A 23120-nucleotide genomic window follows, 5' to 3' on the forward strand; every position below is an offset into this window, starting at 1 on the left:
TTGTCATCTTAAATAGAAAGTTTGACGATTGATAGTTCAGTTGCTCTATTTTCTACAATTCCCTAGAAAAAACAGCAAAAGAGGCTGGGACAAAAGTCCTAGCCTCTCAATTGTCTTTGGATTGTCGAGCAAGACGCAGTGGTTGAGTGGGCTCTACTACGCTGATTTCATCAGCTTTTACAGCCCTACTTAACTGTGCGGAGGTGGGACGACGAAATCGAATTCTAACGAATTACCGATTTCTGTCCCACTCTCTTCATTTGACAGGTTTAATTGTCAAGATTAATTCTCTACGAGACTTAATCTTCTTTTTTCTTTAGTTTTGCTACTAGACTAGCTACTAAGCCTAACAATCCCATTCCTGCCAGTGCTGCTAGCTGTGCAGAACGGTTTCCTGTGTTTGGCAAACGACCACTGTCTGTTTGACTTACTTTTCTAGCTTCCGATTTTGTTTCTTCAGTCTTTTGTTTTGCTTCTTCAGCCTTTGGTTCTTCTTCGGATTTTTCCGGTGCTTGAGCAGGTCTTTCTGCAGCTGACTGAGTCGGACTTTGACCTTTCTTAACTTCTACAATCCGAGTTTCGCCCTTACCAGTCTCCTCCGGTTTTTGAGGAGTCACATGATGATGTTCAGGTGATGACTGTGTAGTTTCTTTCTTCGTTCCGACGAGTACGATTCGATCTGTCGGAGCTTGAAGAACTTCTCTTAGCTTCTCTTCTCGCTTACCATCTGGATAAACTTCTGTGAGAACTCGTTCCTGACCATTTTGGCCTTCTTGAGCCACACGCTTTTCTCCTAGTTTGAGCGTCGGATCCTCTTTTTCAACTGTTTGGAAGTTGAGCTCTTGTTCGAGGACTTCTAAACTTGGAAGTTCCTCTTGGACAGCAGCTGCAGTTTTCCCAGTCACTGGTTTTTCCTTGGTCAATTGGATGCGGTATTCCTTAACCTGCTTACCATTTTCTGAAACAAGGCGCACCAAGACTGGCAAATAATCATCTCCACTATCCACAACCGTTGAAGCTACTTGGTCGCTTTCTGCTACTGTGATCTTCGGACGTTGACCGATATAAGTCACTTGGTAATTCTGACGCTCATGAGAGAAGTCTGGCAGTTCTTTTCCATCTACCAAAATCTTAGAATTTGTACTTTCCTTAGCCAATTCACTTGGTGCCAAGAAGGTCATCTCCGTCAGAGCAACTCCATTCTTGTCATCTTTTCTTTCCATCCGCCATCTCATCGCTTTCGACTTGACAGCCTTAAAGCTTGCTGTAAGTTCCGTGCCTGCCTGGATTTCTTGGTTGATGTTATATGGAACAGCTTCCCAGTTGTCAGGGTTGTTAAACGGATGATTCGGCTCGTAGGCTTGGTAGTTTGAGTAATAGACAGGAGCATCAAAATCCGGTCCAACATAGCGCTCTAAAACAAGCTTAGATGGTGCATCTGTTCCGCTATCGGCAAAGAAGCGCAGTTTGGCTTGAACGACCGTCCGCTTGACAATCTTGCCTTGATTCTTGAAGATGACACCTGCTGAGACTTCTGGATTCGCTGATGGAGTAGCAGACCAATTACTCCAACGACGACTGTCATCATGATCCCCATCATTGATATAGTCCACACGGTCATGAGAACCTGGGTCAATATCATTGGTTGCTGAAGCAAAGGCTTGATTGCTATTTTCATCATAATATGGATTGTCTGACACAGACGCGCCTTGCTTATCGGTCACTCGAACAGAGAGCTCGACAGGCAGGCCACTACCTAGCAGGCGACCTCGAACAGTAAATTCACCAGCTTTTGCCAAATTTTCAACTGGAACTGGCTCCCACTCGACAGTCAGGTCTTTGACTTCATAGTCTGATTTACCAGTGAAGTAAACAGGAACTTTGTTTGGCAAGTCTAGACTTTGACCTAGGTGAAGCAAGCGAGACTGTTTCACCGCTGCTACTGGCCTACGAGCCAGCAAGTCTTTATCATTTGTAAAGTGGAGGCGGTATTCTCCAAGGATATCTCCATTTTCTGCCTTCACGACAACACGAACAGGATCTCCCTCATGGACACTTGGCACGACTGTTGCCAGACCGTTATTGCTGACACTAGCAGTTACTGCTGGTACTTTTCCGTCATTAGCTGGGAGATAATAGTCAGTCAAGCTTGGGTTAAAGTTTGGCAAGTCTTGACCAGCTACTTGGATACGAGTTGCTGCCTCTTTCTCTGCAGCCACTTGTTTAGAGAAGATTTGGACTTCTGTGATAGAGGTTCCCCACTTGTCATCCGCTCTCACCATACGAATCCGAAGGGCATAAGTATCGACTTTATCAAAGTTAAAGTGATTCATTTCCCCAGCTTTGAGCTGATCTGGAGCTTTGAGGTTAGTCACCGGTTTCCAGTTGGCATTATCGTTGAAGACATGCTCTTCACTTTCGACAAAGCTAGGATTTTTAGGCGCAGTCGGCACGGTCTTGCCAGCATAATACTCGATCACGTAGGATTTCGGAGCACCAACCCCGTGATCTTCGTGGAAGGCTACATTCAGATTGTCAACCGCCCGCTTGGTCATAATGCCAGAATCTCCAAAGAGAACGCCAACTGAAGCCTCATCTTGACGGTTCCAGTTTGTCCAACGATTCGCTGGTTGGTCATTGTAAGAAATCACCTTATCATTGACATAAGATACTGGGTCACTTGGATTAGAGTCTGAAGCAAAGGCCAGTGGCAACTCTGAACCTGTCCATTGGTCCGAAATATTGGCTCCATTTTCAGTCTTAGCAGAGACACGGACATGGAGTTTGGTTGGCAACTGAGTGCCTTCTACCTGTCCAGTGACCGTGAAAACGCCTTCTTTTTGATATTGACTTGGCGAAATAGCGTCCCAAGTAACTTTTGCTGAGGAAACTTGGCCATTTGAATGATAAGTCCGGACACTCTCTGGCAGGTGTGGCACTTCCGCAAGTGGGGTTGTCACGCTGACTTCCTCTACTGCGACAATGCCTTCCACAGACACCTTAGCACGCGCTTCCTGCTCAATACCTTCAACTTTTCCGACCACTTCAAAAGTATGATAGCGATCAAGGTTTTCTTTTTCGACAACCTGCCAAGTAACCTTGTGAACTTTAGGGAAGCCTTTATCGTACTCAACCGTCACAGTTGTTGGCAGTTTTGGTTCCTGATGCAAGTCTGTTACCACATGAACTGGGCGGACTGCTTGAACCACTTTCTTCTCCGTATTGGCTTGAATAGTTAACTCCACTTGCCCTTCAGCACCGTCATACTCTGCTTTCAAAGTCACATTTCCTGGCTTGTGTAGTTCCAAGCTTCCTTTATGAACGGCAACGTCTCCTTCACCTTTCGTAGAGAAGGCCACCTTATCAGCCTGTAAAACTGCCTGAGTGCCATCTTGATAGTGCGCCAAAACAGTTAATTGGACAGTCTGGTCTTCTTTGAGACCGTCAGCTTGCTCAACTTGGAGGCTCAAATGGTCAATTTTAGGAGCTTCTTCAATGAATTGCACAGCATAAGTTTGCAGGGCTCCGCCATCTTTTGGCTGGACATAAATATTTGCGCGCATACCGTTTGAAGCACTGGCTTGAACCACAGTCACATCCGCATTTTCAGCTGTAGCTGTCACTGAAGGGAGCTGCGCTCCATAGGCAAGGCTATGATAATGGACTGGTTTTTGACTGGCCAGGTCCGATACCGCCTCACCACCCACAGTCACTAGTGGCGTCACAGGTCCAGCTGCTTCCCCTTCTTCCACGAGCAAGGTAGCAGTAATGGTATCGCCTGCTAGATGGCCGGTCATTGGAATACGAGAACCTGCCACAGACAATTTAGCTTGATCTTCTGGCGCGATTTCCCATTTATCTACATCATAATGTTCGACACTGCCGTCAGTTAGAGCAAGAGGGATCGACTTGTCTACACTGCTCAAGTCCGTTCCAGGAGCTACTCGTTTGATAACTGGCAATTCTCTTTCAACAGCTAAAACTTCCACACGTGCTTCTACTTGGCGACCGTCTGCTTCTCCTTTGACAGTTACAATACCTGAATGGCTAACGTCTGCTTGTGACCAAGTCACAGGGCGTTCCGCACGACTACCGTCACTGTAAACAAAAGGAACTGTCGCTGGCAAGCTTGGGGCTTGTCCCAAAACTGTACGAACGTTTGGCACTTCTGTACCCAAAACAGTCTTTTCTTTCTGCTCGTCCTTGCCAGTAAAGACTGTCACTTGGTCTGATTTTAATAAACCAGAATGGGCAGTCAGCGTGAATTTACCTGCTTGGTCTGTTGATTTGACAATGGCAACTCCCTTACCGTTAAAGGCTTTGCGGATCCAAGAACCGTCTGCTTGTTCCTTATAACGTTCACGACTAGCTTGCTCACCATTATCCACACCGACAAGCTGGCCTTGTCCATGCAACTGGAAGCGAACCAGGTTATTGGCCGTTGGCACGACATTGCCGTCACGGTCGACGATTTCATAGTAGATATAGGTCAAGTCTTTTCCATCTGCTGCGATAGCGTGCTCTTCCTTGACCAAGCGTACACCTGCAGGCTGACCTGCTGTGACAATCTTGTCGCGAGCAATTTCTTTACCTTGCTCATCACGAGCTACAGCTTCCAAAGTGCCTGGCTGATAAGCCACTTTCCACTCAAGGTAGAGTTCTTGAGGATTTGCTCCTTCTTGATAGCTGCGGCCATCGCTGGTTTCTTTTTTATTAAATTTCTTGACTCCCAAAGATTGGTTGTTCAAGTACAATTCAACGCTAGTAGCATTGGAGTATGCACGAACTGGTATTTTATTTTCAGCATCTGCAACATTGTCTGCCAAGTCTTGATCTTCCCAGTTCCAGTGAGGAAGCAGGTGAACCATCGGTTTCTTCTTAGCTGAAACCCACTGACTTTGGTAAAGGTAATAGTCATTTTTCGGAATACCCGCCGTGTCCACTATTCCAAAATAAGAGCTTTTCACAGGTGTGTTGTTTTGGTTGTGCCAAGGAGTTGGCTCACCGATATAGTCTGTACCTGTCCAGATAAATTGTCCTGCATAGCCCGCATTGTCTCGGTCAAAGGTCCAAGAAGCGGTTGCCGTTTTACCCCAGCCAACACGGTCATTCCCATAGTCAGACTGCTCATAGTTGCGCCAAGACTGATTGCTTCCAACCCATTCTTGCTCTGGATGGAAATAGCTGCCACGTGTACGGGTTGCCGAAGACGTTTCAGAACCATAAATCAACCAGTTTGGATGTTTGGCACGTAAGGCCTTGTAATTATCTTCTGAGTAGTTAAAGCCAACTGCATCCAGTTCATCTGCGATCTTTTCATGACCACCGCTACCATCACCAAAGCGGAATTTGTCAGCCCCCATCGTAACATAGCGAGTCTTATCAACTGACTTGATGACCTTGACCAGACGTTTAACCGTCGCTAACGAATGAGCATCGCCGTTTGCTTCACCGATTTCATTTCCGATTGACCACATAACGATGGCTGGATTATTTTTGCCTCTTTCAACCATGGTCCGCAGATCATAGTCAGACCATTTTTCGCCCTTTTTAGCCTCTGGGTGAGTGGCGTCTTTTTCAAAGAAACGACCGTAATCGTACGGCTTCTTGCCTCCATACCAAGTGTCAAAAGCCTCTTCTTGAACCATCAGACCAAGCTCCGCCGCAATCTGCAAAGTCTGTTCGCTTGCAGGATTGTGGGTCGTACGAATAGAGTTGACACCCATTTCCTTCATTTGCTTGAGGCGACGATACTCAGCCTTATAGTTTTCTTCTGCTCCTAGAGCCCCGTGGTCATGGTGCAAGGATACTCCGTGGAACTTGACCTTCTGGCCATTGAGGGAGAAACCTTCGTTTGGAGTCCAGTTGTAATAACGATAGCCAAACAAGTCTTTCTTAGCATCGACTAGCTGACCATCACGATAGACCCGTGTTACCAGCTCATACAAGGCAGGCTTGTCATTAAACACAGCCCACAGTTCCGGCTTTTCTACTTCTAAACTTGCCTGAATGGCACTGCTCTCGTGGGCTTTTATTTTTTGGCTAGCAGTGCGGATGAGGTCTGTGACTGCCTCACCTCCACGTCTGACAATCTGATATTCTGCTGTGATTTCATGGTCTTTATCGTCTGTATTGACAATCTTACTCGTCACATGAGTAGCGACCTTACCGTTTTGTTGTTTCTCAAGTTCTGGCGTTAAGATAGTTGTACCATTTTTCTCAACATGAACCTTATCTGTTACTTGCAAACTCACATCACGGTAGATCCCGCTTCCTGAATACCAACGGCTGCTTGGTTGCTTGTTGACAACATGCACAGCGATGACATTTTCTCGACCATCTTTGTGGAGGTATTGAGTAATATCGTATGAAAATTGGTTGTAGCCATTTGGATAATGCCCGACCAGCTGGCCATTGACAAAGACTTGCGAATCCATGTAGACACCATCAAATGTGAGGCGAACATTTTTATCAAGGTCTTTTTCGTCTAATTTCAGAGGCTTACGATACCAAGCATCTCCACCGTTGAGCTGGCCACCTTCATTCTGTGCAGGCGACTCATGGTCAAAATCAAAGTGGATACTCCAGTCATGAGGCAGATCCAATTTTTTCCACGATGTGACATCCGTCTCAGCTTGGACAGCTTCCTTAGCATTAGCATTTAATTTAAAGTGCCAATTCTGATTAAAATTCACTTTTCTGTCTTCGATCATTTGGCTCACTTCTTCCTTGGTCGCAGATTTTATCTCAGGCTGCGCAGCTTTTTCTTTAGTAGCTTCTTGTGCATTCTCTTTTACTCCATTTTGAGATGCTGTTGAAACTTCCTCCACCGCTTTAGAAAGCTGAGGACTTTCTTCTTTTTTCTCCTCCTGAGAATGCACAACAGGCTCAGCTGCCTGACTTGTCACTGGTTCGGCACTCACTTCTTCCTCAACGGTTTTTTCCTCCACAGGCTTTTCTGTAGCAACCAACGCAGTTGTCTCCTCTGCATAAACTGGACTTGCTCCCGCAACACTCGCTCCAAATAAGAGGAAGCAAGTTCCAATAACTATCGAGCAAACGCCAATAGAAAACTTCCTTATGCTATAAACTCTCCTTCGATTCCAATGATCCTTTCCCATAGGATCCTCCTTCTTTTTCTTTAGTAACCGCTTCCATTTTTAAAGAAAACGCTTTACTTTTATAATCGTTTCCCTCCTATTTTATAAAACAGGATCGTTTATCTCAATAAGCCAAGAACCTTTTTTATATTTTTGAGCGTTTTTTCTAAAATTAGGAGAAAAACAAACTTTATCAAACATTTCTATAAAAAGGATGAGTGATTATCACCCATCCTTTTCCCATATATTTATCATATAAATAATCTGTTCTTAGAGTTTAGCCAGGTATTCCTGCACAAGTTTGATGTCTTCTTTCTTGCCACCTCGGTCAATATCGCAGATGTGCGGCAGCCCATATTTTTCGATAATCAAAGCTGTCGCCCCGCAGAAGGTCCGTCCATGCTTCACCGAATCTCCATTATTGACAAACCCCTTAATCAAGCTTGAATGTTTCTTAATAAAGCGCTTAGTGGACCAGGGAATTTTCCCAGCCCCAGCATTTCGCGTAATGAGAATGCAGGGTTCCTCCAACTTTTCCTTTATGCTTTGTGTCGGATAACCCAGCGATTCTGCAAATTTCTTCCCAACACCCGTTACCGAATCATAAACTATAATCATTTCCTCTCCCTACTTTCTCAAAAGAAGCACTGCTAGAAAAGTAGCAAAGCCTATAACAGCCACATCCGATATCAGTTGTAAGAGAATTTCCAAATCAGGCATACTGTGAATATAGAGCAAGATACTGATCGCCGTCAAGGCCAAGACCACCAGCTTGACAGCTACTGCTACACCTGGCATCACAAGCAATCCAAGCAAGATACAAATAAGACCACCAATCAGAAATGACTGAAAGCCCAAACTTAGTCCAAAGCCAAATTCCACCCCACCATAACCAAGGGTCAAAAAACCAATCGCAACTAGGCAAAGCCCCAAAATAGTCCTTCCACTCAATAGATTTCCACCTTGTTTCATCATCATTTTCCTCACTTTCTGACTTGAATGAATATTATCAAGACTTCATTCAAGTTTTCTCAAAAAAATATTTTCCTCTAATTTGCTTTCTCCATCGTCTATATCACACAAATCTACCCCCTTATCTGAATGAATATTCTAATAAATTCATTCACCTCATCTTCCAAGAAAAGAAAATTCTTATTTAGCAAAAACTCCCTTTAAAAAATATTTCACCAATGTCTCGATACTCTCAAAATAACCTGGAAAATCCTGCTCTGTCACATGCATGTCAATGTAGTAGAGCAAATCATAAGCCTTCATGATTTGGGCGACTTCCTCTTGTGAAAAGCCCTTCTCCTGCAAGCGCTGGCTGAAAGTCCGAATCAGAAACTGGTGAAAGGCATTGGCCGCGCGGCCAGCATCCTGATTATAGTAGTCGTGCAAGATCTGAGAAATGCCTGGCTTGGTCCACTCAGCCAAAATTTTATTAGGCGAAATCAACTCAAAAGTGACGGCAAAAAGCTGTTCAACGACTGCCTCTGGCTCACCCAGCCAATCCACGCGCTGCATGGTTTCCTCACGTATGCGGTTATTCTCAGCTACATAAACCTCTAAAAAAATAGCTTCCTTGGACTCATAATACTTATAAAAGGAACCAACAGCTATGCCAGCGCGCTTAGTAATATCTGAAATATTCGTCTTTTTATAGCCCTTCTCAGCAAAAACCTGCCTAGCCTCAGCCAATAATTCAGCTTTTTTGTCCATGACTTTCTCCTGTTATGAATGAATTTAATTTTCTATTCATTCAAATTATAACACTTTAAAAATCTTTGTCAAGAAAATCGTACTTTGGAAAGAAGATGGCAGTTTGAGAAAATAGCTCCTTTGTTAAATAAAAAAACAAACAAGTTCTTGATAAAACTTGCTTGCATCTTGGATACATTAGTGTTTTCTACGATTTTTCAAGGCCTCGTTGATTTTCTTGGTTTTGATCATCGAATCAACGGAGATAAGAAACCAAACCAAGAGGTAAATCAAAACAAAGTTTAGCCAGAAGAACCAGCCGAAAAGCATGGTCCCCCAGCCGTTGCAGATCACAGCTAGACAAACGATGGTCGCTGTCACTACAAAGTGGCAGAAAAGTAGGAAAGGAAATGGAAAGCGATCTGTCGCATCAAAGATATAGCTTGCTACTCCAATCAAGGCGCTGACAAGGAGGACACTGAGAATAGAGCTAGAAGTCAACGAAAATGTTTTTCCTGAGAACAGGCCTACCAGCAGAAAGACCAAGCTACCTGTTCTCAGACCATCCTGCATACCGATAAGAATTTTTTTAAAGGTCATGATTTTCCTCCTAAATTCCCAAATAGTCCATAAGCAGCTTGACATAGCGGCGACTGACATCGGTTTTGATCTGATTGGTCAGCTTGGCAGTCATATTGCCAGAAAAGCTATCCGACAAGGATTCCAGATGATCGATGTTAATGACTGCATGCCGCGACACCTGAATGAAATTGCGACTATTGAGACGATTTTGAAAACGAGTCAGCGTTTCTGTCGTTGTATAAACGCCCTCGGTGCTATAAATCATCAAGGTTGTCTGATTGATATCGGCCAAGATAATATCCTCTATCTTGAGCATGACCAGCTTATCATCCGACTTAATAGGCAGGACACCACTTGGTCCAGCCTTGAAGTTTTCCAAATAATCTAGGACAGCCTTGGCCTCACCAACCAGCTGATCCGCTTTCACGACGACCAGCGGGTCTTGGGAAGAAATCTGAGCATCTTCTTCAAATCTTGTCTGCAAACCTAGGCCTCCTACTTTCTTTACTTGAAGCTCATCCGTCGATTCAGCAGCCAATTTTGACCTAGCCAGAACAGGGCTGCTACCGTGAGCACTACTCCAACTATATAGTATGTTTCTTGGCTTGTCAAGAGCTTTTGCCATTCGATACGAATACCTAGGAGCTTCTCAAAGTCTTGCTGGAGCTGACCCTGACCAGCAAAAACTTCTGTCAGAGAATCCTTCATCAGGACTTGTCTGAAGAGGGAGGCCATGTAGGTTGAGGGAGTCAGTTTCATGAGATTTTGGGCAAGGCTGGGCAGAGTCCCAATCGGAATATAGGTTCCCACTAGAAAACCAGAAGCTGCACCAATGACTGTCGCGTATTGTCCCAAGGAATTCACCGATTTGAAACAAGGAACAACTAGCGCATTGAGGAGACTTGCCAGCAAGCTATTGAGCATCATGAGGCCGACCAGCTGGGGAAGAAGCGCCCAGTCAAAGGAGATCTTGTCCGCTAGGATAAAGTAGGTCAGCATGACAGCAAACATGAAGACTTGCATGACAAAACCAATCACAAGGGCACTGATTAAGTAGCTAAACCGCAAGCCCCATTGCCCTAAATCTGTGATAAAGAGGTCGGCAGTCACCTTTCTTTCTCGGTCTTCAGTTTGTTGTGAAAAAGCTGATAGGGTAGTTGTCAAGGCGGTGACAGCCAGCGTTCCGCTAATCAACCAAAAGTCGAGCAGTTCCGTCGCATGGCTACTGTATGACCAAGAGCCTTTCATGTTGTTCTTTAGAAAAACCAGATATAAAACAAAGGGAATAATGGCTCCAAAGAGAGATAGGATCACCCCACTATGATTGCGAAAATAGAGTAAAAAATTTCGTTTGATCAACATTAACATTTAACGTACCTCTCTTCCTGTCAGAGCCATAAAGGCATCATCCATCGTCCCTGCTTGAAATTCAAATTGTTCAATATAGGAGCTAAGCTGGCTCAGCAACGTCAGCGCTTCTTGGGTCGCCTCTGGATAAAAGAAAAACTCATTTTCCTTGCCTTGCTCCCATTCGCAACTAGTCGGTAAAGCGGCCTTCAAGCCCTCTGAATCTGAGGTCAGAATCCGCAAAACATTGCGGGCATAGCGCTCCTTGATCTGGTCGGCAGAGCCCTGAGCGATGACTTGACCATGGTCTACGATATAGATCTTATCCGCATCATCAGCTTCATTGAGATAGTGGGTAGTCAAAACTACGGTCATCTTTTCCTTCTGCTGCAAGCCTTTGAGCAGCTTCCAGATGCTTTCTCTAGTCTGGATATCCAAGCCTGTTGTTGGCTCATCTAGAAAAAGTAAATCAGGACTATTGAGCAACGCACGGGCAATGTCTACCCGTCGCTTTTGTCCGCCAGAAAGTGTCCCATAGCGCTGTTTGGCAAAGCTAGTCAGCCCCAGTTGCTCGATCAACTGTTCAATCTTACCAGTCGCCACCTGCTTGTACTGCTTAGCACGAATTCGCAGATTTTCAACTACCGTTAAATTAGCATCCAGCACACTATTTTGAAAGACTACGCCCAGCTTGGTTTGTTCTGCATAAATGATTTGTCCTGATGTCGGCTGCAAAAGTCCAATCAGCATCTGAATGGTTGTCGATTTTCCTGCTCCATTTGGCCCTAGAATGGCTGTGAAACTGCCTGACTCAATTTCTAAATTCAGGCCATTAACTGCTACCTTGTCTCCATAAACTTTGGTCAGATTTTTTACTTGGACTAACATGATCTTTTCTCCTGTCTTAACTTCTGAGACTATGATAGCAAGTCTTTTTTGAAAAATCTCGGCTTTTTGGACAAGCGGTAAAATGAGGGAGATGAGAGGTAAAAATCCAGACATCAAAAAATCCCCGACCATTCGGTCAGGGAAGTTTATTAGCGGGCGACAATCTTGCGGTAGCTGCGTGAAGTCAGCAGAAAGACCAGAATATAGGTCAGGAGGAAGACGCCGCAAGTTGCAAGTGTTGTCTGGATTAAGAGAGGAAGATTGGTCACTCCCAATAGAGCAACAATCAAGCGCAGCATATGAAAGACAGCCGCTATATGTAGAAAAGCAAAGATGAGAGGTAGGAAGAAAACAGTCAAAATCTGCTTGCGAATGGTACTTCTAGTCTGCTTTTCATCTAAACCAACTTTTTGTAAGATAATAAAGCCATCGCGGTCTTCATAACCTTCAGAGATTTGCTTGTAGTAAATCACAAGAACAGCTCCTAGAAGGAAGATAACGGATAAGAAGACACCGATGAAGAGCAAGGTTCCAGTAAGTTCCTGATAGCTCTTCTCTGCGCTATGACGGTCACTAGCCATTGCGTAGCTACCATCTTGGGTCTGTTCCTGATCCAAAGTGTCCCTCAGTCCCAGCTGGACTTGCTCGACAAATTTCTTACTGCCCTTAGTCTCTGAAGCAACTCCAATGTAGTAATAATGTGCAACATTTAGTCCTACTTCTTTACTATCATTGACCACCATATAGAGACCCTGTTCCATGGCCACGTCGTTTGGATTAGGGATTTCCCCATGCGTGAAATTCGACGGTAAAATCTGCTTAATCTTCCAGTCTTTACCATTTACTCGGAGAGGTTTATCCTTATTTAAGGAAACATTTTTTCCATAGATAAGAGTTTCATCATCTGCCAAGTCTATCTTTTTCCCTGTCATTTTTTCATAATCCTGGCGATTGATAACTGTAATCGTGCCGGCAGACTTGGTCAAGATACTTGGATCCGAATCCAGCTCGCTTTGCATTGGAACCGTCACATCATTACCAGCTAATTTCATGATGAAGGCTGATTGATAGAGATAGGTAGTAAATCTTGGCTTCTTCAGGCCTGTGTCCTGAGCGACTTGCTGAACCTTATCCAACAGAGCCTCCTTCTGCTCGGTTGATTTCGGCAGGACGACGCTGACATTGTAATCCTTTGGATGCAAGGTAGTAATATAATCCTGACCTCCAACATAGATATTGATTGTACCAACCAGAGTCACAAGGAGCATGGTAGATAGAATGGAGATGGTTGCCAATCCTGCCGCATTCTTACGCATCCGCGAGATAAGATTGGAAACAGAAATGAAATTCTGCGTTTTATAGTAGTAGCCTTTGCGCTTTTTAAGAAATTGCAATAGTGTAATTGAACCTGCATTAAAAAGCAGATAGGTTGCTAGGATAACCATGATCACGGCTATAAAGAAATTGCCGATAGCAGCGACAGGTTTGGTGACAGTTAAAGCTATGTAATAAGCCACTCCCATGAGCAAGAGCCCCAGCAAGGTTTGCAGCAAAAGGAAGCGTCCCTTCTTCTCGCCAGCTTTCTTTTCTTTCATCAGATTAAGAGAGCTATAGCGTAGAAGTCGGGTAGAGTTGAGCAACAAAATCACCGCAAAAGCGACACCCAGACTGGCCAGAGTCATCCAAACATTCTGCCATTGGAAAGTTGAGGCAAGAACGGCCGGCATTCCCATCAATTTCAAAAGAACGGCGTAGAGCATCTTATCTAAAGCTAGGCCAGACAAGATACCCAGACCAACTGTAGCCAGATAAAAGACACAGAGTTCAAAGAAGGTCATAAGTAGCAGGTGACGCTTTTCCATCCCCAACACACTATAAACGCCAAGCTCCCGCGAACGGTTCTTCATGACAAAGCTATTGGCATAGGTGATAAGGATGAGCACCGCAATCTGAATGACCTGGATACCAAACTGCAAGGTCATCCGAGCTGCTGTACCACCATAAGAGGTCTCCATATTTGGACTGTGAGCCAGTGAGACAAAACTATACAAAATCGCTGTTGCCAGTACTGTCGCCAAAGCAAATGGATAATACAAACTGCGATTTTTAACCAGATTGGACAAAGCAAGTTTACTCGTTAGTTTGAACATAGTTGCCCACCTCACTTGCCATAACTGTCAGAGTATCGGAAATCTCTTGGAACATCTGCCGCTCGGTCTTGTCACCGCGGAAGATTTGATTGTAGAGGATACCGTCCTTGATAAAAAGTACCCGTTTAGCGCGACTAGCCGCTGAAGTCGAGTGGGTCACCATGAGAATGGTTTGGCCGCGGTCATTAATGTCATCAAAGACATCCAACAAGGCTGCTGAAGACTTGGAATCCAAGGCTCCCGTCGGCTCGTCCGCCAGCAGAATCTCAGGATCTGTGATAATGGCCCGAGCTACTGCTACCCGCTGCTTCTGGCCACCGGAAATCTCATAAGGAAACTTCTCTTGTAGCTTGTTAATCCCCAACTCATTGCAGGTGGTAACCAGCTTTTGCATCATCTCGGTAATGGGACGGCGAGAGAGGACCAAAGGCAGTAGAATATTATCCTTGACCGACAGAGTATCCAACAGATTGAAATCCTGAAAGACAAAGCCTAATTTTTCTCGGCGGAAGCTGGAAGCCTGGCTGTTTTTGATGGTTGCTGTGTCAGTTCCGTTTAGAAAGACGCGGCCTTCGGTCGGCTTGTCCAACATGGCTAGGATGTTGAGCAAGGTGGACTTCCCAGAGCCAGACTCACCCATGATGGCGACATATTCGCCATTTTCTACTGTAAAGTGTATATCTTTCAACGCCTCTACTTGGCTACCCTGAAAGCGAGTCTTATAAATCTTTTTCACGTGTTGTACATCTAATAAGGTCATCATGATCTCCTTTTCTATAATTCCATTTTAATACAGAAACAGCTTTATTTCCATATTTTACTAATTTTTAAATGCCAATATTTTTATCTCTGCACTAGATATGCAATCAGTGCGATGATCCAGAGATGGGCTGGGTAAAAGATATAGAAGAAATACTTGCCCCACTGGCCATTATAGCCTCGCTCGCCATTGTAGAGATGGAGGAAGGGCAAGACGGTAATAAAGGCCCAATCTGAATTGTAGAGCATCATCGAAAGGGTCGCTCCCATGGTTGGGTAGATTTCAATGCTCAGACAGAAGAGTAGAAAAGCCAAGACCATGTAAGAGAAAGTTCTAAGAGCAGGCTGATTGCGGAAGATATAGCTAATCAGCATCAAAGGAATAATGGTCATGCCGCCTTCTGTCAGAAAAACTCCTGCCAAACCAATTAAGACTGCCGCTCCAATCCGCAAATAGCGCTTCTCATCCATAATCTTTTCACTATTTTTGGAAAGACCAAATACAAGATTAAGCACCAGAACGCCACAGGCTAAGCTGAGAAAGATATTATTCTCAAGATGAATCCCCTTGCTATGAAAGAGCATGGTCAAGATAGTATTGCCCAGCTGCATGATAGCCGCCCAGATAAACAAGCGTGCATTGTAGGCCAAGCGATTGCGCGTATGCAGAAAGCCTTCTACTGCGCTAAAAGCAAACCAAGCAGCTACACAGCGAGTCAGCAGGTGAAAAATCCCGTCCCAGCCTGTCGGCAAAAGCCCTGGAATCTTACCAATATGATCAAAAACCATTAAAAAGGCCATGAAAAGCTTGAGTTGGAAAGCATTGAATCCTCTTGTCTTCATTTCATATCTCCTTGTCTTCTTTATACATCTATCTTACAAAAAAAGAAAGGTTGGTACCATAACCTAACCTTTCAATTTCACTGGCCAACCTTACAAATTTGTAAGAATGCCTTATTCAAATATCATCTTCTTCTCTGAAAAACTAATCATGACAGTTGTTCCCTGTCCGACCTGCGAAGCGATGCTAATCTGATGCCCCAGCTCATCTGCAATTTTCTTGGACAAATAAAGTCCCAAGCCAGACGATTGCTGAGTTAAACGACCATTATAGCCCGAAAAACCTCGCTCGAAAACCCTTAGCAAATCCGCATCTTGAATACCCAGACCGCTATCCTTGATATAAAGCGTATCCTCCTGAAAATAAATCTCAATCCCGCCTTGACTGGTGTATTTCAGACTGTTCGACAGCACTTGCTCCAAAATAACAACGAACCACTTTCTATCTGTGATGATGGTTCGGTCCAGATCATGCAGATGGAGGCCCAAGCCCTTTTGGATAAAGAAGATCGCATACTTCTTGACAATCTCCTTAACCAAATCTTCAAGATTTTCCTTTTTCAAGACCAAATCCTCGTGGAAACTCTCCAAACGAAGATACTGCAAGACGATATTGACATAGGACTCGATCTTAAAGAGCTCTTGCTCCAGCTGGTTCTTGACCTTCTTGTCCTCAATCTCTCCTACCAGCAATGAACTAGCCGCAATAGGCGTCTTGATCTGATGAGCCCAGAGCGTATAATAATCCATCAGGTCATTTAACTTCTCCCTCTCCTCAATCGCACGGTTCTTCTTGTCCATTTCCAAAAGAGCCAGTTTCTCAAAAAGGAGAGCCTCTAAGGCTGTCTGAGGCCGACCTGAAGCATAGAAGAGTTGGTTGCGGTATTCCTTATAGGCACTAGCGAGATCCATTCCCAAGAAAAAGCTAGCAAGAAGAAAAGCTAAGAGCAGCTGATACTCTAGCAGACTGCGCCCATCCTCGAAAATAAAGGCAAACATCCCCATAATTGAAAATACAATCAGCAAGAGCAACAAGATGAAGCGACGGGAATACAAATGATGCTTCAAAAAGAAAAATTTATCCTGCATGTCCATTGGTTAAACCGTATCCTATCCCTTTTTTCGTCTCAATAAAATGCTTCAGACCGTGCTCTTCCAGCTTCTTGCGCAGGCGGGCAACATTGACGGACAAGGTATTATCGTCAATAAAGAAATCGCTGTTCCAGAGCTCCTTCATCAAGTCATCACGCGCCACGATGCTGCCAGAATGCTCAAAGAGCACCCGCAAGATCTGAAATTCATTCTTGGTCAGCGTCACAAGCTCGCCCTCATAAACCAAATCCATGGATTTAAGATTTAAAATCACACCCTGATATTCCAAAAGGCTTTGATCCGTCCCAAACTCATACGAACGCCGCAGCAGGCCTTGAACCTTGGCCAGAAAGACATTATTGTCAAAAGGCTTGGTCACATAGTCATCTGCCCCCATATTGATGGCCATGACGATATCCATGGACTGGTCGCGCGAAGACAGAAACATAATCGGCACCGTCGAAATCTTCCGAATTTCCTGGCACCAATGGTAGCCGTTAAAGAGGGGCAGGCCAATATCCATCAGCACCAGCTGGGGCTCCTCCTTGACAAAGGTCGTCAAAACCTGCATGAAATCCTCAATCGCCACAACCTGATAGCCCCATTGCTCCAGCATTTTTTTGATCATTTGACGGATGACCGCATCATCCTCGACCAGTAAAATCTTGTGCATTCCATTTCCTCACTCATTTTTCTTACTGCTATTATATCAAATTCTCCCTTAAATCACAGAGACTTTTTTCGTTTAAAACTCACCTAATTTTCAGAAAGTTTCAAGAAATCATTCAAGGAGTATTGACAAAAGTAGAGTAAAAAGATAAAATAACACTACATTCAGAATTGTCTGAAAATTCATTTTTTATAATAAGGAGATTATTATGCTAGAACAAACTCAGACATCTACCTGGCAGTCTAAACTGAAAGCCCTAGGTCCTGGGATCCTCATGGCCTCTGCTGCTGTTGGTGGCTCTCACATTGTTTCCTCTGCTCAAGCAGGCGCCAAGTATGGCTGGGCTTTGATGGGACTGGTCATCTTGGCCAACCTCTTCAAATATCCCTTCTTTCGCTTCGGTGCTGAGTACACCTTAGAAACTGGTCACAGCTTGGTTGAAGGCTATGCCCAAAAAGGAAAAGTCTACTTGGGCATCTTCTTCGTTTTAAATGTCTTCTCCGCTTTGGTCAATACAGCAGGGGTTGGGATTCTCTGTGCTGCCATTATCGCCAGCGCCTTTCCAAATGCCCTTGGACTAAGCATTACTCAATGGTCTCTGATTCTCATCATCCTGATCTGGGCAATGCTACTCTTTGGTGGCTACAAGTTCCTCGATGGCCTTGCCAAATGGATCATGTCCGCTCTAACCTTTGCAACCGTTATTGCGGTCATCGTTGCCATTATCAAGCATCCTGAGTACGGAGCAGACTTCGTTGAAAAGACCCCTTGGCAAATGGCTGCCTTGCCTTTCATCGTTTCTCTAATGGGCTGGATGCCAGCTCCAATCGAGATTTCAGCAATCAACTCCCTCTGGACTGCTGAGAAAGGAAAATCTGTCAATATCTCTGTCACGGACGGACTCTTTGACTTTAACGTTGGCTATATCGGTACGGCCATTCTGGCCATCTTCTTCGTCGCTATGGGCGCTCTTATCCAGTATCCAACTGGTCAAGCAGTTCAGGATGCTGGTGCTGCCTACATCCAGCAATTCGTTGGGATGTACGCATCCGTTCTTGGCGACTGGTCACGGATTCTGATTACTTTCATCGCCTTTCTCTGTATCTTCGGTACCGTTATTACCGTTATCGATGGCTATTCCCGTGTAAATGCTGAATCCTTACGCCTCCTTCTCAATGAAGAGAAGACTTCTCAAAAAACTCTGCATATCTGGATGACCGCTACAGCTATTATCGGTGGCGTTATCATCTACTTCTTCCAAGGTAGTGTGGCTCTCATGCTTCGTTTTGCCATGATTGCTTCCTTCCTGACTACTCCATTTTTTGCCCTTCTAAACTATCTCCTCGTTACGAGCGAGAATAAACATCTGAGCAAATGGCTAAAAGGTCTTTCCATCCTTGGTTTGATCTTCCTCTTTGGCTTTGCATTATTCTTTATCTACGCCATCCTCATCGGTAAGGCTTACTAGATTAAAAGAGCTGGAAATTCTGAAGGTTATCTTCAGGTTTCCACTCTTTTATTTTTTCCTTCCTAACAATCTTCGTCCACTTATGCTATACTGGAAGAAGATAGAATATTGGAGATAAATATGGGAATAATTTTTGATTACCTAGACCAAGTAGCTTACGACAGTATCTACGACACCCCCTTTAATGAACTGGATATGCTGATGCTGACCGAGATAACTTATCTGCCTTTTGACCAGATCGTGTCTGATCAGATGTCCCCTGATTGTACTTGCCGCTTGTTTGAAGCTGCTGAAAAAGTGCCCCAGGATTTGTCCATGTTGGTGACTAAAAATCGGCTGAAACTTTTAGAAAAGGTAGCTAGCTCAACCCGCTTCAAAAATATCAAACTCATGGGCTATGTCAATGATATTGATCCTGATGTCCAAAAGCAATTTGCAGCTATGATTTTCAAAATCAAGCCTGATAGTTATGTTCTGACCTTCCGCGGGACCGATGATTCCATTATCGGCTGGAAAGAGGACTTCCACATGACCTATATGGATCAGGTCCCAGCTCAAAAAACGGCGGTCAATTATCTGCGAAAAGCCATGGATGCTCTGCCTGGTCAGTTCATCCTGACAGGTCACTCAAAGGGCGGCAACTTAGCTTCCTACGCTGCTAGTCAGATCGAGCCAGAATATCAAGAGCGGATTCAGAGTATTTACAGCTATGATGCTCCTGGACTGAATCACTCGGTCATCACCAATCAAGGCTACCAGACTATTTCAGACAAGATAAAGCGCTACATTCCGCAGGGCTCTATCGTCGGAATGATGCTCGAAACGCCCAAGCAGGCTCAGATTGTCAAAAGTACGGCTATCGGCGGTCTGGCCCAGCACGATACCTTCACTTGGCAGATCAGCGGCCAGACTTTTGTCCTACTAGATAATCTCAATCCAGAAAGCCTTCAAGTAGATAAAACGCTGAAAAACTGGGTAGATAGCGTTTCTGATGAGGAATTAAAAGACTTTTTCGATCTCTTTTTCGGACTCATCTTGGATGCCGGCATCAGCTCCATTAATGACCTCACCAAGCTGGAAAATTTCAACAAAATCCTAGCTGTTTTTGAAAATGCCAACGCTCTCACTGACCAGGAGCGGGAAATGCTGACGCGCCTCGCCAAACTACTGGTAGACATGCGCTACCAGTCTTGGAAAGACGACATGAATCTGCTGAAGCCTGCAGAAATCCAAAAAGAAATCCGAGAAAATATCTCTCAGTTTGTCAATCAACTACCTTTTGTCAATACTGATAAGCCAAAAGAAAACAACTCTGAGACTACTGAAGAGGATACTTTACCCTCTTAAATATGGGTGCGTCAAACCCTAGCCAACCAAGAAAAATCAGGAACAGTATGAATACTGTTCCTGATTTTTGGGTATTAGAAATAATTATCCGATTTTGAAATTGACTTATTCATTCACATTTTTAAAGGTCACTTTAGCTTCTGGGTCAATACCAGTTACAATCGCTCTATAATATTTCTCGGCTGATTCTGTGATAAGATTTTTATATTGTTTAAGATATTCTTCTTGTTCTTTATTGCTGAGCTCCCTACTAACATGCTCTCCCGTATCAATATTTTCTGTTGCTCCGCTTAACAACTCTCCGCTTGTATTATATAGTTTATATCGATCTTTGGGATTATCTGGAACCTCAACTCCTATAACTTCATATTTAGGGATAATCAACTCATACTCATGCTCAGCGATTTTCTTAACCTTGACTCCCTCTTTAATTCCAAATTTAGCCGTATAATTAAAAATGATGATTGCTTTCTTGACAGATAATGGAATACTGATATTGGTACCAGGTATTTTTTTATCTTTCTCAATCGTTTCAACTTTTTGAATTCCAACATTTAAAAAGACAATATCGTTAACTTGTTCCAAGTGAGTGATTCGAGTATAGACTTGGGTCTGTTCATTTGAAGCATTTTTCCCTTGGAAGTACCCAATAATATTATACGTTTTTACAACAACAAAAAAGATAGCGAGAACGGCTACCACAATCCAAACGTAAATCTTAGCTCCCAAAACTTTTCTTATGAAATTCTTAACTATTTTCATTATCCTATTTCCTCCGAATCAAAAATGCTGTTCCAAGACTAATTATAGCGAGGATAGCTGATAAATAGGGATTCAGCGGAAAAAGAACGACAATTAAAAGCAACAACAAAACAAGTGATGCAATTTTTACTATTTTCATAATATAACTCCTAAAACCTTTTCAATAAAAATTATATAAATATATATACCTTTTGTCAAGCGGTTCCAAAGAGAATAATACATCAAAAATCCCCCAGCAGTCTCCTGCTAGGGGAAAATTATATAGAACAAAGCTAAAAATCTTTCTTTGTAGACCCTATCAGTCTATTAAAGCTTGTTACCCAATCAAACTTCCATTTGGGACTTTCTCGTCCACAGTTAGGAGAGTTAGTTGGTCGCCGTGCTCGGCTGATAGAATCATACCTTGGCTGATGCGGCCCATCATTTTGCGAGGTTTGAGGTTGGCTACGATTTGGACTTTCTTGCCGACCAATTCTTGCTCGTTTGGATAGTATTTAGCAATACCAGAGAGGATTTGGCGGTCCTCATCGTCTCCTGCATCCAAGCGGAACTGAAGGAGCTTATCTGAGCCTTCAACTTTAGACACCTCCTTGACTTCTGCGACACGGATTTCCACCTTATCGAAGTCGTCAAACTTGATCGCTTCACGGTTAAGTTTAAGCTCGACTTCTTCTGGATTCCATTCTTTTTCAACCGCAGGTTTGTTTCCTTCCATTTGTTCTTTGATATAGGCAATTTCTTCTTCCATATCCAGACGTGGGAAGATTGGTGTCCCTTTCTCTACAACTGTCAGACCTGCTGGGAGCTGGTCAATTGCTAGGTTTTCTAGCGAAACTGATTGAGGCAAGCCTAGTTGACCGAGGACAGCCTTGCTAGTTTCCATCATGAAAGGTGCGATCAAGTGCGCCACAACACGAAGACTCGCTGCCAAGTGGCTCATGACTGCTGCCAGTTCTTTGACCTTGGCTTCATCTTTTGCCAGAACCCAAGGAGCGGTTTCATCAATGTATTTATTGGTGCGAGAAATGAGCGTCCAGACTGCTTCCAGCGCGCGTGGATAGTCCACCGCATCCATGTGTTTGTAGTAGTCAGCGATGGATTCAGCTGCTACCTGAGCCAAAGCCCCATCAAAGTCTGTTACATTTTCTTCATAGGCCGGCACTTGACCGTCAAAGTACTTGTTAATCATGGAAACAGTACGGTTGAGGAGGTTTCCAAGGTCATTGGCTAGCTCGTAGTTGATGCGGCCAACATAATCTTCTGGCGTGAAAGTTCCGTCTGAGCCGACCGGAAGGCTGCGCATGAGGTAATAGCGCAGGGCATCCAATCCATAGCGTTCTACCAGCATTTCAGGATAGACCACGTTTCCTTTAGACTTAGACATCTTACCATCCTTCATGACAAACCAACCATGGCCAATCAAACGTTCTGGTAATTTCACATCCAACATCATAAGGAGAACTGGCCAGTAGATGGAATGGAAACGAAGGATGTCTTTCCCAACCATGTGGAAGACTGTTCCGTTCCAGAACTTATCAAAGTTACCGTGCTCATCTTGACCGTAACCAAGAGCAGTCACATAGTTGAGCAGGGCATCGAACCAAACATAGACTACGTGTTTAGGATTAGATGGCACAGGCACGCCCCAAGTAAAGGTTGTCCGAGATACAGCCAAGTCTTCCAAGCCTGGCTCGATGAAGTTTCTCAGCATTTCATTGAGACGGCCGTCTGGCGTAATAAAGTCAGGTTGTGATTTGAAAAATTCTACCAAGCGGTCTTGGTACTTGCTGAGGCGGAGGAAGTAAGACTCTTCAGAAACCCACTCCACTTCATGTCCAGATGGCGCAATTCCACCGGTTACATTTCCAGCTTCGTCACGGAAAACTTCAGCCAGCTGGCTTTCAGTAAAGAATTCCTCATCAGATACAGAATACCAGCCTGAATATTCACCCAAGTAGATATCGTCTTGAGCTAGGAGACGCTCAAAGACATCAGCCACAACTTTTTCATGGTAGTCATCGGTCGTCCGGATAAATTTATCATACGAAATGTCCAGCAGTTTCCAGAGTTCCTTGACTCCAACTGCCATACCATCGACGTAAGCTTGAGGACTGATACCAGCTTCCTCAGCTTTTTGCTGGATTTTTTGACCGTGCTCATCAAGACCAGTCAGATAGAAAACATCGTAGCCCATGAGACGCTTGTAGCGAGCCAAGACGTCGCAGGCAATAGTCGTATAGGCAGACCCGATATGGAGCTTACCAGACGGGTAATAAATAGGTGTCGTAATATAAAACGATTGTTTTGTAGTCATTTTTTAATCCTTTCAAGGCTAATGAAACCTTTTTTGATAACACTTCATTATATCATATTTCCTAGCGATTGAAAGAGGGGACTCCTCCTTCTTCTAGCCTTTT

16 protein-coding genes and 1 pseudogene are annotated in these 23120 nt (G+C 44.1%); 2 read left to right on the plus strand and 15 right to left on the minus strand.

What is annotated here, in order from left to right:
• Nucleotides 1–299: 299 nt before the first annotated feature.
• The 13 genes and pseudogenes from bgaA to HBA50_RS08055 form a co-directional block, all read right to left on the minus strand.
• The gene (gene bgaA / locus HBA50_RS07995; RefSeq protein ID WP_045498746.1) at nucleotides 300–7121 is read right to left on the minus strand and encodes an LPXTG-anchored adhesin/beta-galactosidase BgaA; all 6822 of its coding nucleotides are present in this window, start codon (nucleotides 7119–7121) and stop codon (nucleotides 300–302) included.
• Between the two features lie 249 nt (nucleotides 7122–7370).
• The gene (locus HBA50_RS08000; protein ID WP_045498743.1) at nucleotides 7371–7718 is read right to left on the minus strand and encodes a class Ib ribonucleoside-diphosphate reductase assembly flavoprotein NrdI; all 348 of its coding nucleotides are present in this window, start codon (nucleotides 7716–7718) and stop codon (nucleotides 7371–7373) included.
• A gap of 9 nt (nucleotides 7719–7727) precedes the next feature.
• On the minus strand, nucleotides 7728–8075 hold the full coding sequence (locus HBA50_RS08005) for a hypothetical protein (RefSeq protein ID WP_045498740.1): 348 nt from the start codon (nucleotides 8073–8075) through the stop codon (nucleotides 7728–7730).
• Between the two features lie 177 nt (nucleotides 8076–8252).
• Complete coding sequence (locus HBA50_RS08010; RefSeq protein ID WP_045498737.1) at nucleotides 8253–8819, minus strand: TetR/AcrR family transcriptional regulator; 567 nt, start codon at nucleotides 8817–8819, stop codon at nucleotides 8253–8255.
• Nucleotides 8820–8996: 177 nt separating this feature from the next.
• Nucleotides 8997–9398: a DUF3021 domain-containing protein gene (locus tag HBA50_RS08015; RefSeq protein WP_045498734.1), complete on the minus strand. Its 402-nt coding sequence runs from the start codon at nucleotides 9396–9398 to the stop codon at nucleotides 8997–8999.
• A 10-nt stretch (nucleotides 9399–9408) separates the two neighbouring features.
• Complete coding sequence (locus tag HBA50_RS08020; protein ID WP_045498731.1) at nucleotides 9409–9864, minus strand: LytTR family DNA-binding domain-containing protein; 456 nt, start codon at nucleotides 9862–9864, stop codon at nucleotides 9409–9411.
• A 20-nt stretch (nucleotides 9865–9884) separates the two neighbouring features.
• Nucleotides 9885–10748 (minus strand): ABC transporter permease, encoded by an 864-nt coding sequence (locus HBA50_RS08025; protein WP_045498727.1) that lies wholly within the window; start codon nucleotides 10746–10748, stop codon nucleotides 9885–9887.
• Between the two features lie 218 nt (nucleotides 10749–10966).
• A pseudogene (locus HBA50_RS08030) lies at nucleotides 10967–11615 on the minus strand (ABC transporter ATP-binding protein); the annotation flags it as partial.
• Nucleotides 11616–11764: 149 nt separating this feature from the next.
• Complete coding sequence (locus HBA50_RS08035) at nucleotides 11765–13765, minus strand: ABC transporter permease (RefSeq protein ID WP_045498724.1); 2001 nt, start codon at nucleotides 13763–13765, stop codon at nucleotides 11765–11767.
• Complete coding sequence (locus HBA50_RS08040) at nucleotides 13746–14525, minus strand: ABC transporter ATP-binding protein (RefSeq protein WP_045498721.1); 780 nt, start codon at nucleotides 14523–14525, stop codon at nucleotides 13746–13748. The genes HBA50_RS08035 and HBA50_RS08040 overlap by 20 nt, the downstream gene beginning before the upstream one ends.
• A gap of 83 nt (nucleotides 14526–14608) precedes the next feature.
• A complete protein-coding gene (locus HBA50_RS08045) occupies nucleotides 14609–15367 on the minus strand; it encodes a TraX family protein (protein WP_045498717.1) in 759 nt (252 codons plus the stop codon).
• 111 nt (nucleotides 15368–15478) lie between these two features.
• Complete coding sequence (locus HBA50_RS08050; protein WP_045498714.1) at nucleotides 15479–16459, minus strand: sensor histidine kinase; 981 nt, start codon at nucleotides 16457–16459, stop codon at nucleotides 15479–15481.
• Nucleotides 16443–17129: a response regulator transcription factor gene (locus tag HBA50_RS08055; protein WP_037615348.1), complete on the minus strand. Its 687-nt coding sequence runs from the start codon at nucleotides 17127–17129 to the stop codon at nucleotides 16443–16445. The genes HBA50_RS08050 and HBA50_RS08055 overlap by 17 nt, the downstream gene beginning before the upstream one ends.
• A gap of 205 nt (nucleotides 17130–17334) precedes the next feature.
• On the opposite strand from HBA50_RS08055, the gene HBA50_RS08060 reads away from it, so the two are divergent.
• The gene (locus HBA50_RS08060) at nucleotides 17335–18594 is read left to right on the plus strand and encodes an NRAMP family divalent metal transporter (RefSeq protein WP_005590976.1); all 1260 of its coding nucleotides are present in this window, start codon (nucleotides 17335–17337) and stop codon (nucleotides 18592–18594) included.
• 120 nt (nucleotides 18595–18714) lie between these two features.
• Nucleotides 18715–19941 carry a DUF2974 domain-containing protein gene (locus HBA50_RS08065; RefSeq protein ID WP_045498705.1) on the plus strand — a complete coding sequence of 409 codons (1227 nt, stop codon included), beginning with the start codon at nucleotides 18715–18717 and terminating at the stop codon, nucleotides 19939–19941.
• Between the two features lie 105 nt (nucleotides 19942–20046).
• Here the strand turns inward: HBA50_RS08065 and HBA50_RS08070 are convergent, their stop codons facing one another.
• Together HBA50_RS08070 and metG are read right to left on the minus strand one after the other, a co-directional pair.
• Nucleotides 20047–20703 carry a DUF4230 domain-containing protein gene (locus HBA50_RS08070; RefSeq protein WP_045498702.1) on the minus strand — a complete coding sequence of 219 codons (657 nt, stop codon included), beginning with the start codon at nucleotides 20701–20703 and terminating at the stop codon, nucleotides 20047–20049.
• A gap of 316 nt (nucleotides 20704–21019) precedes the next feature.
• The gene (gene metG, locus HBA50_RS08075) at nucleotides 21020–23017 is read right to left on the minus strand and encodes a methionine--tRNA ligase (protein ID WP_045498699.1); all 1998 of its coding nucleotides are present in this window, start codon (nucleotides 23015–23017) and stop codon (nucleotides 21020–21022) included.
• Nucleotides 23018–23120: the final 103 nt, after the last annotated feature.

The sequence above is a fragment of the Streptococcus cristatus ATCC 51100 genome, from assembly GCF_011612585.1.
Classification (GTDB): Bacteria; Bacillota; Bacilli; order Lactobacillales; family Streptococcaceae; genus Streptococcus; species Streptococcus cristatus_H.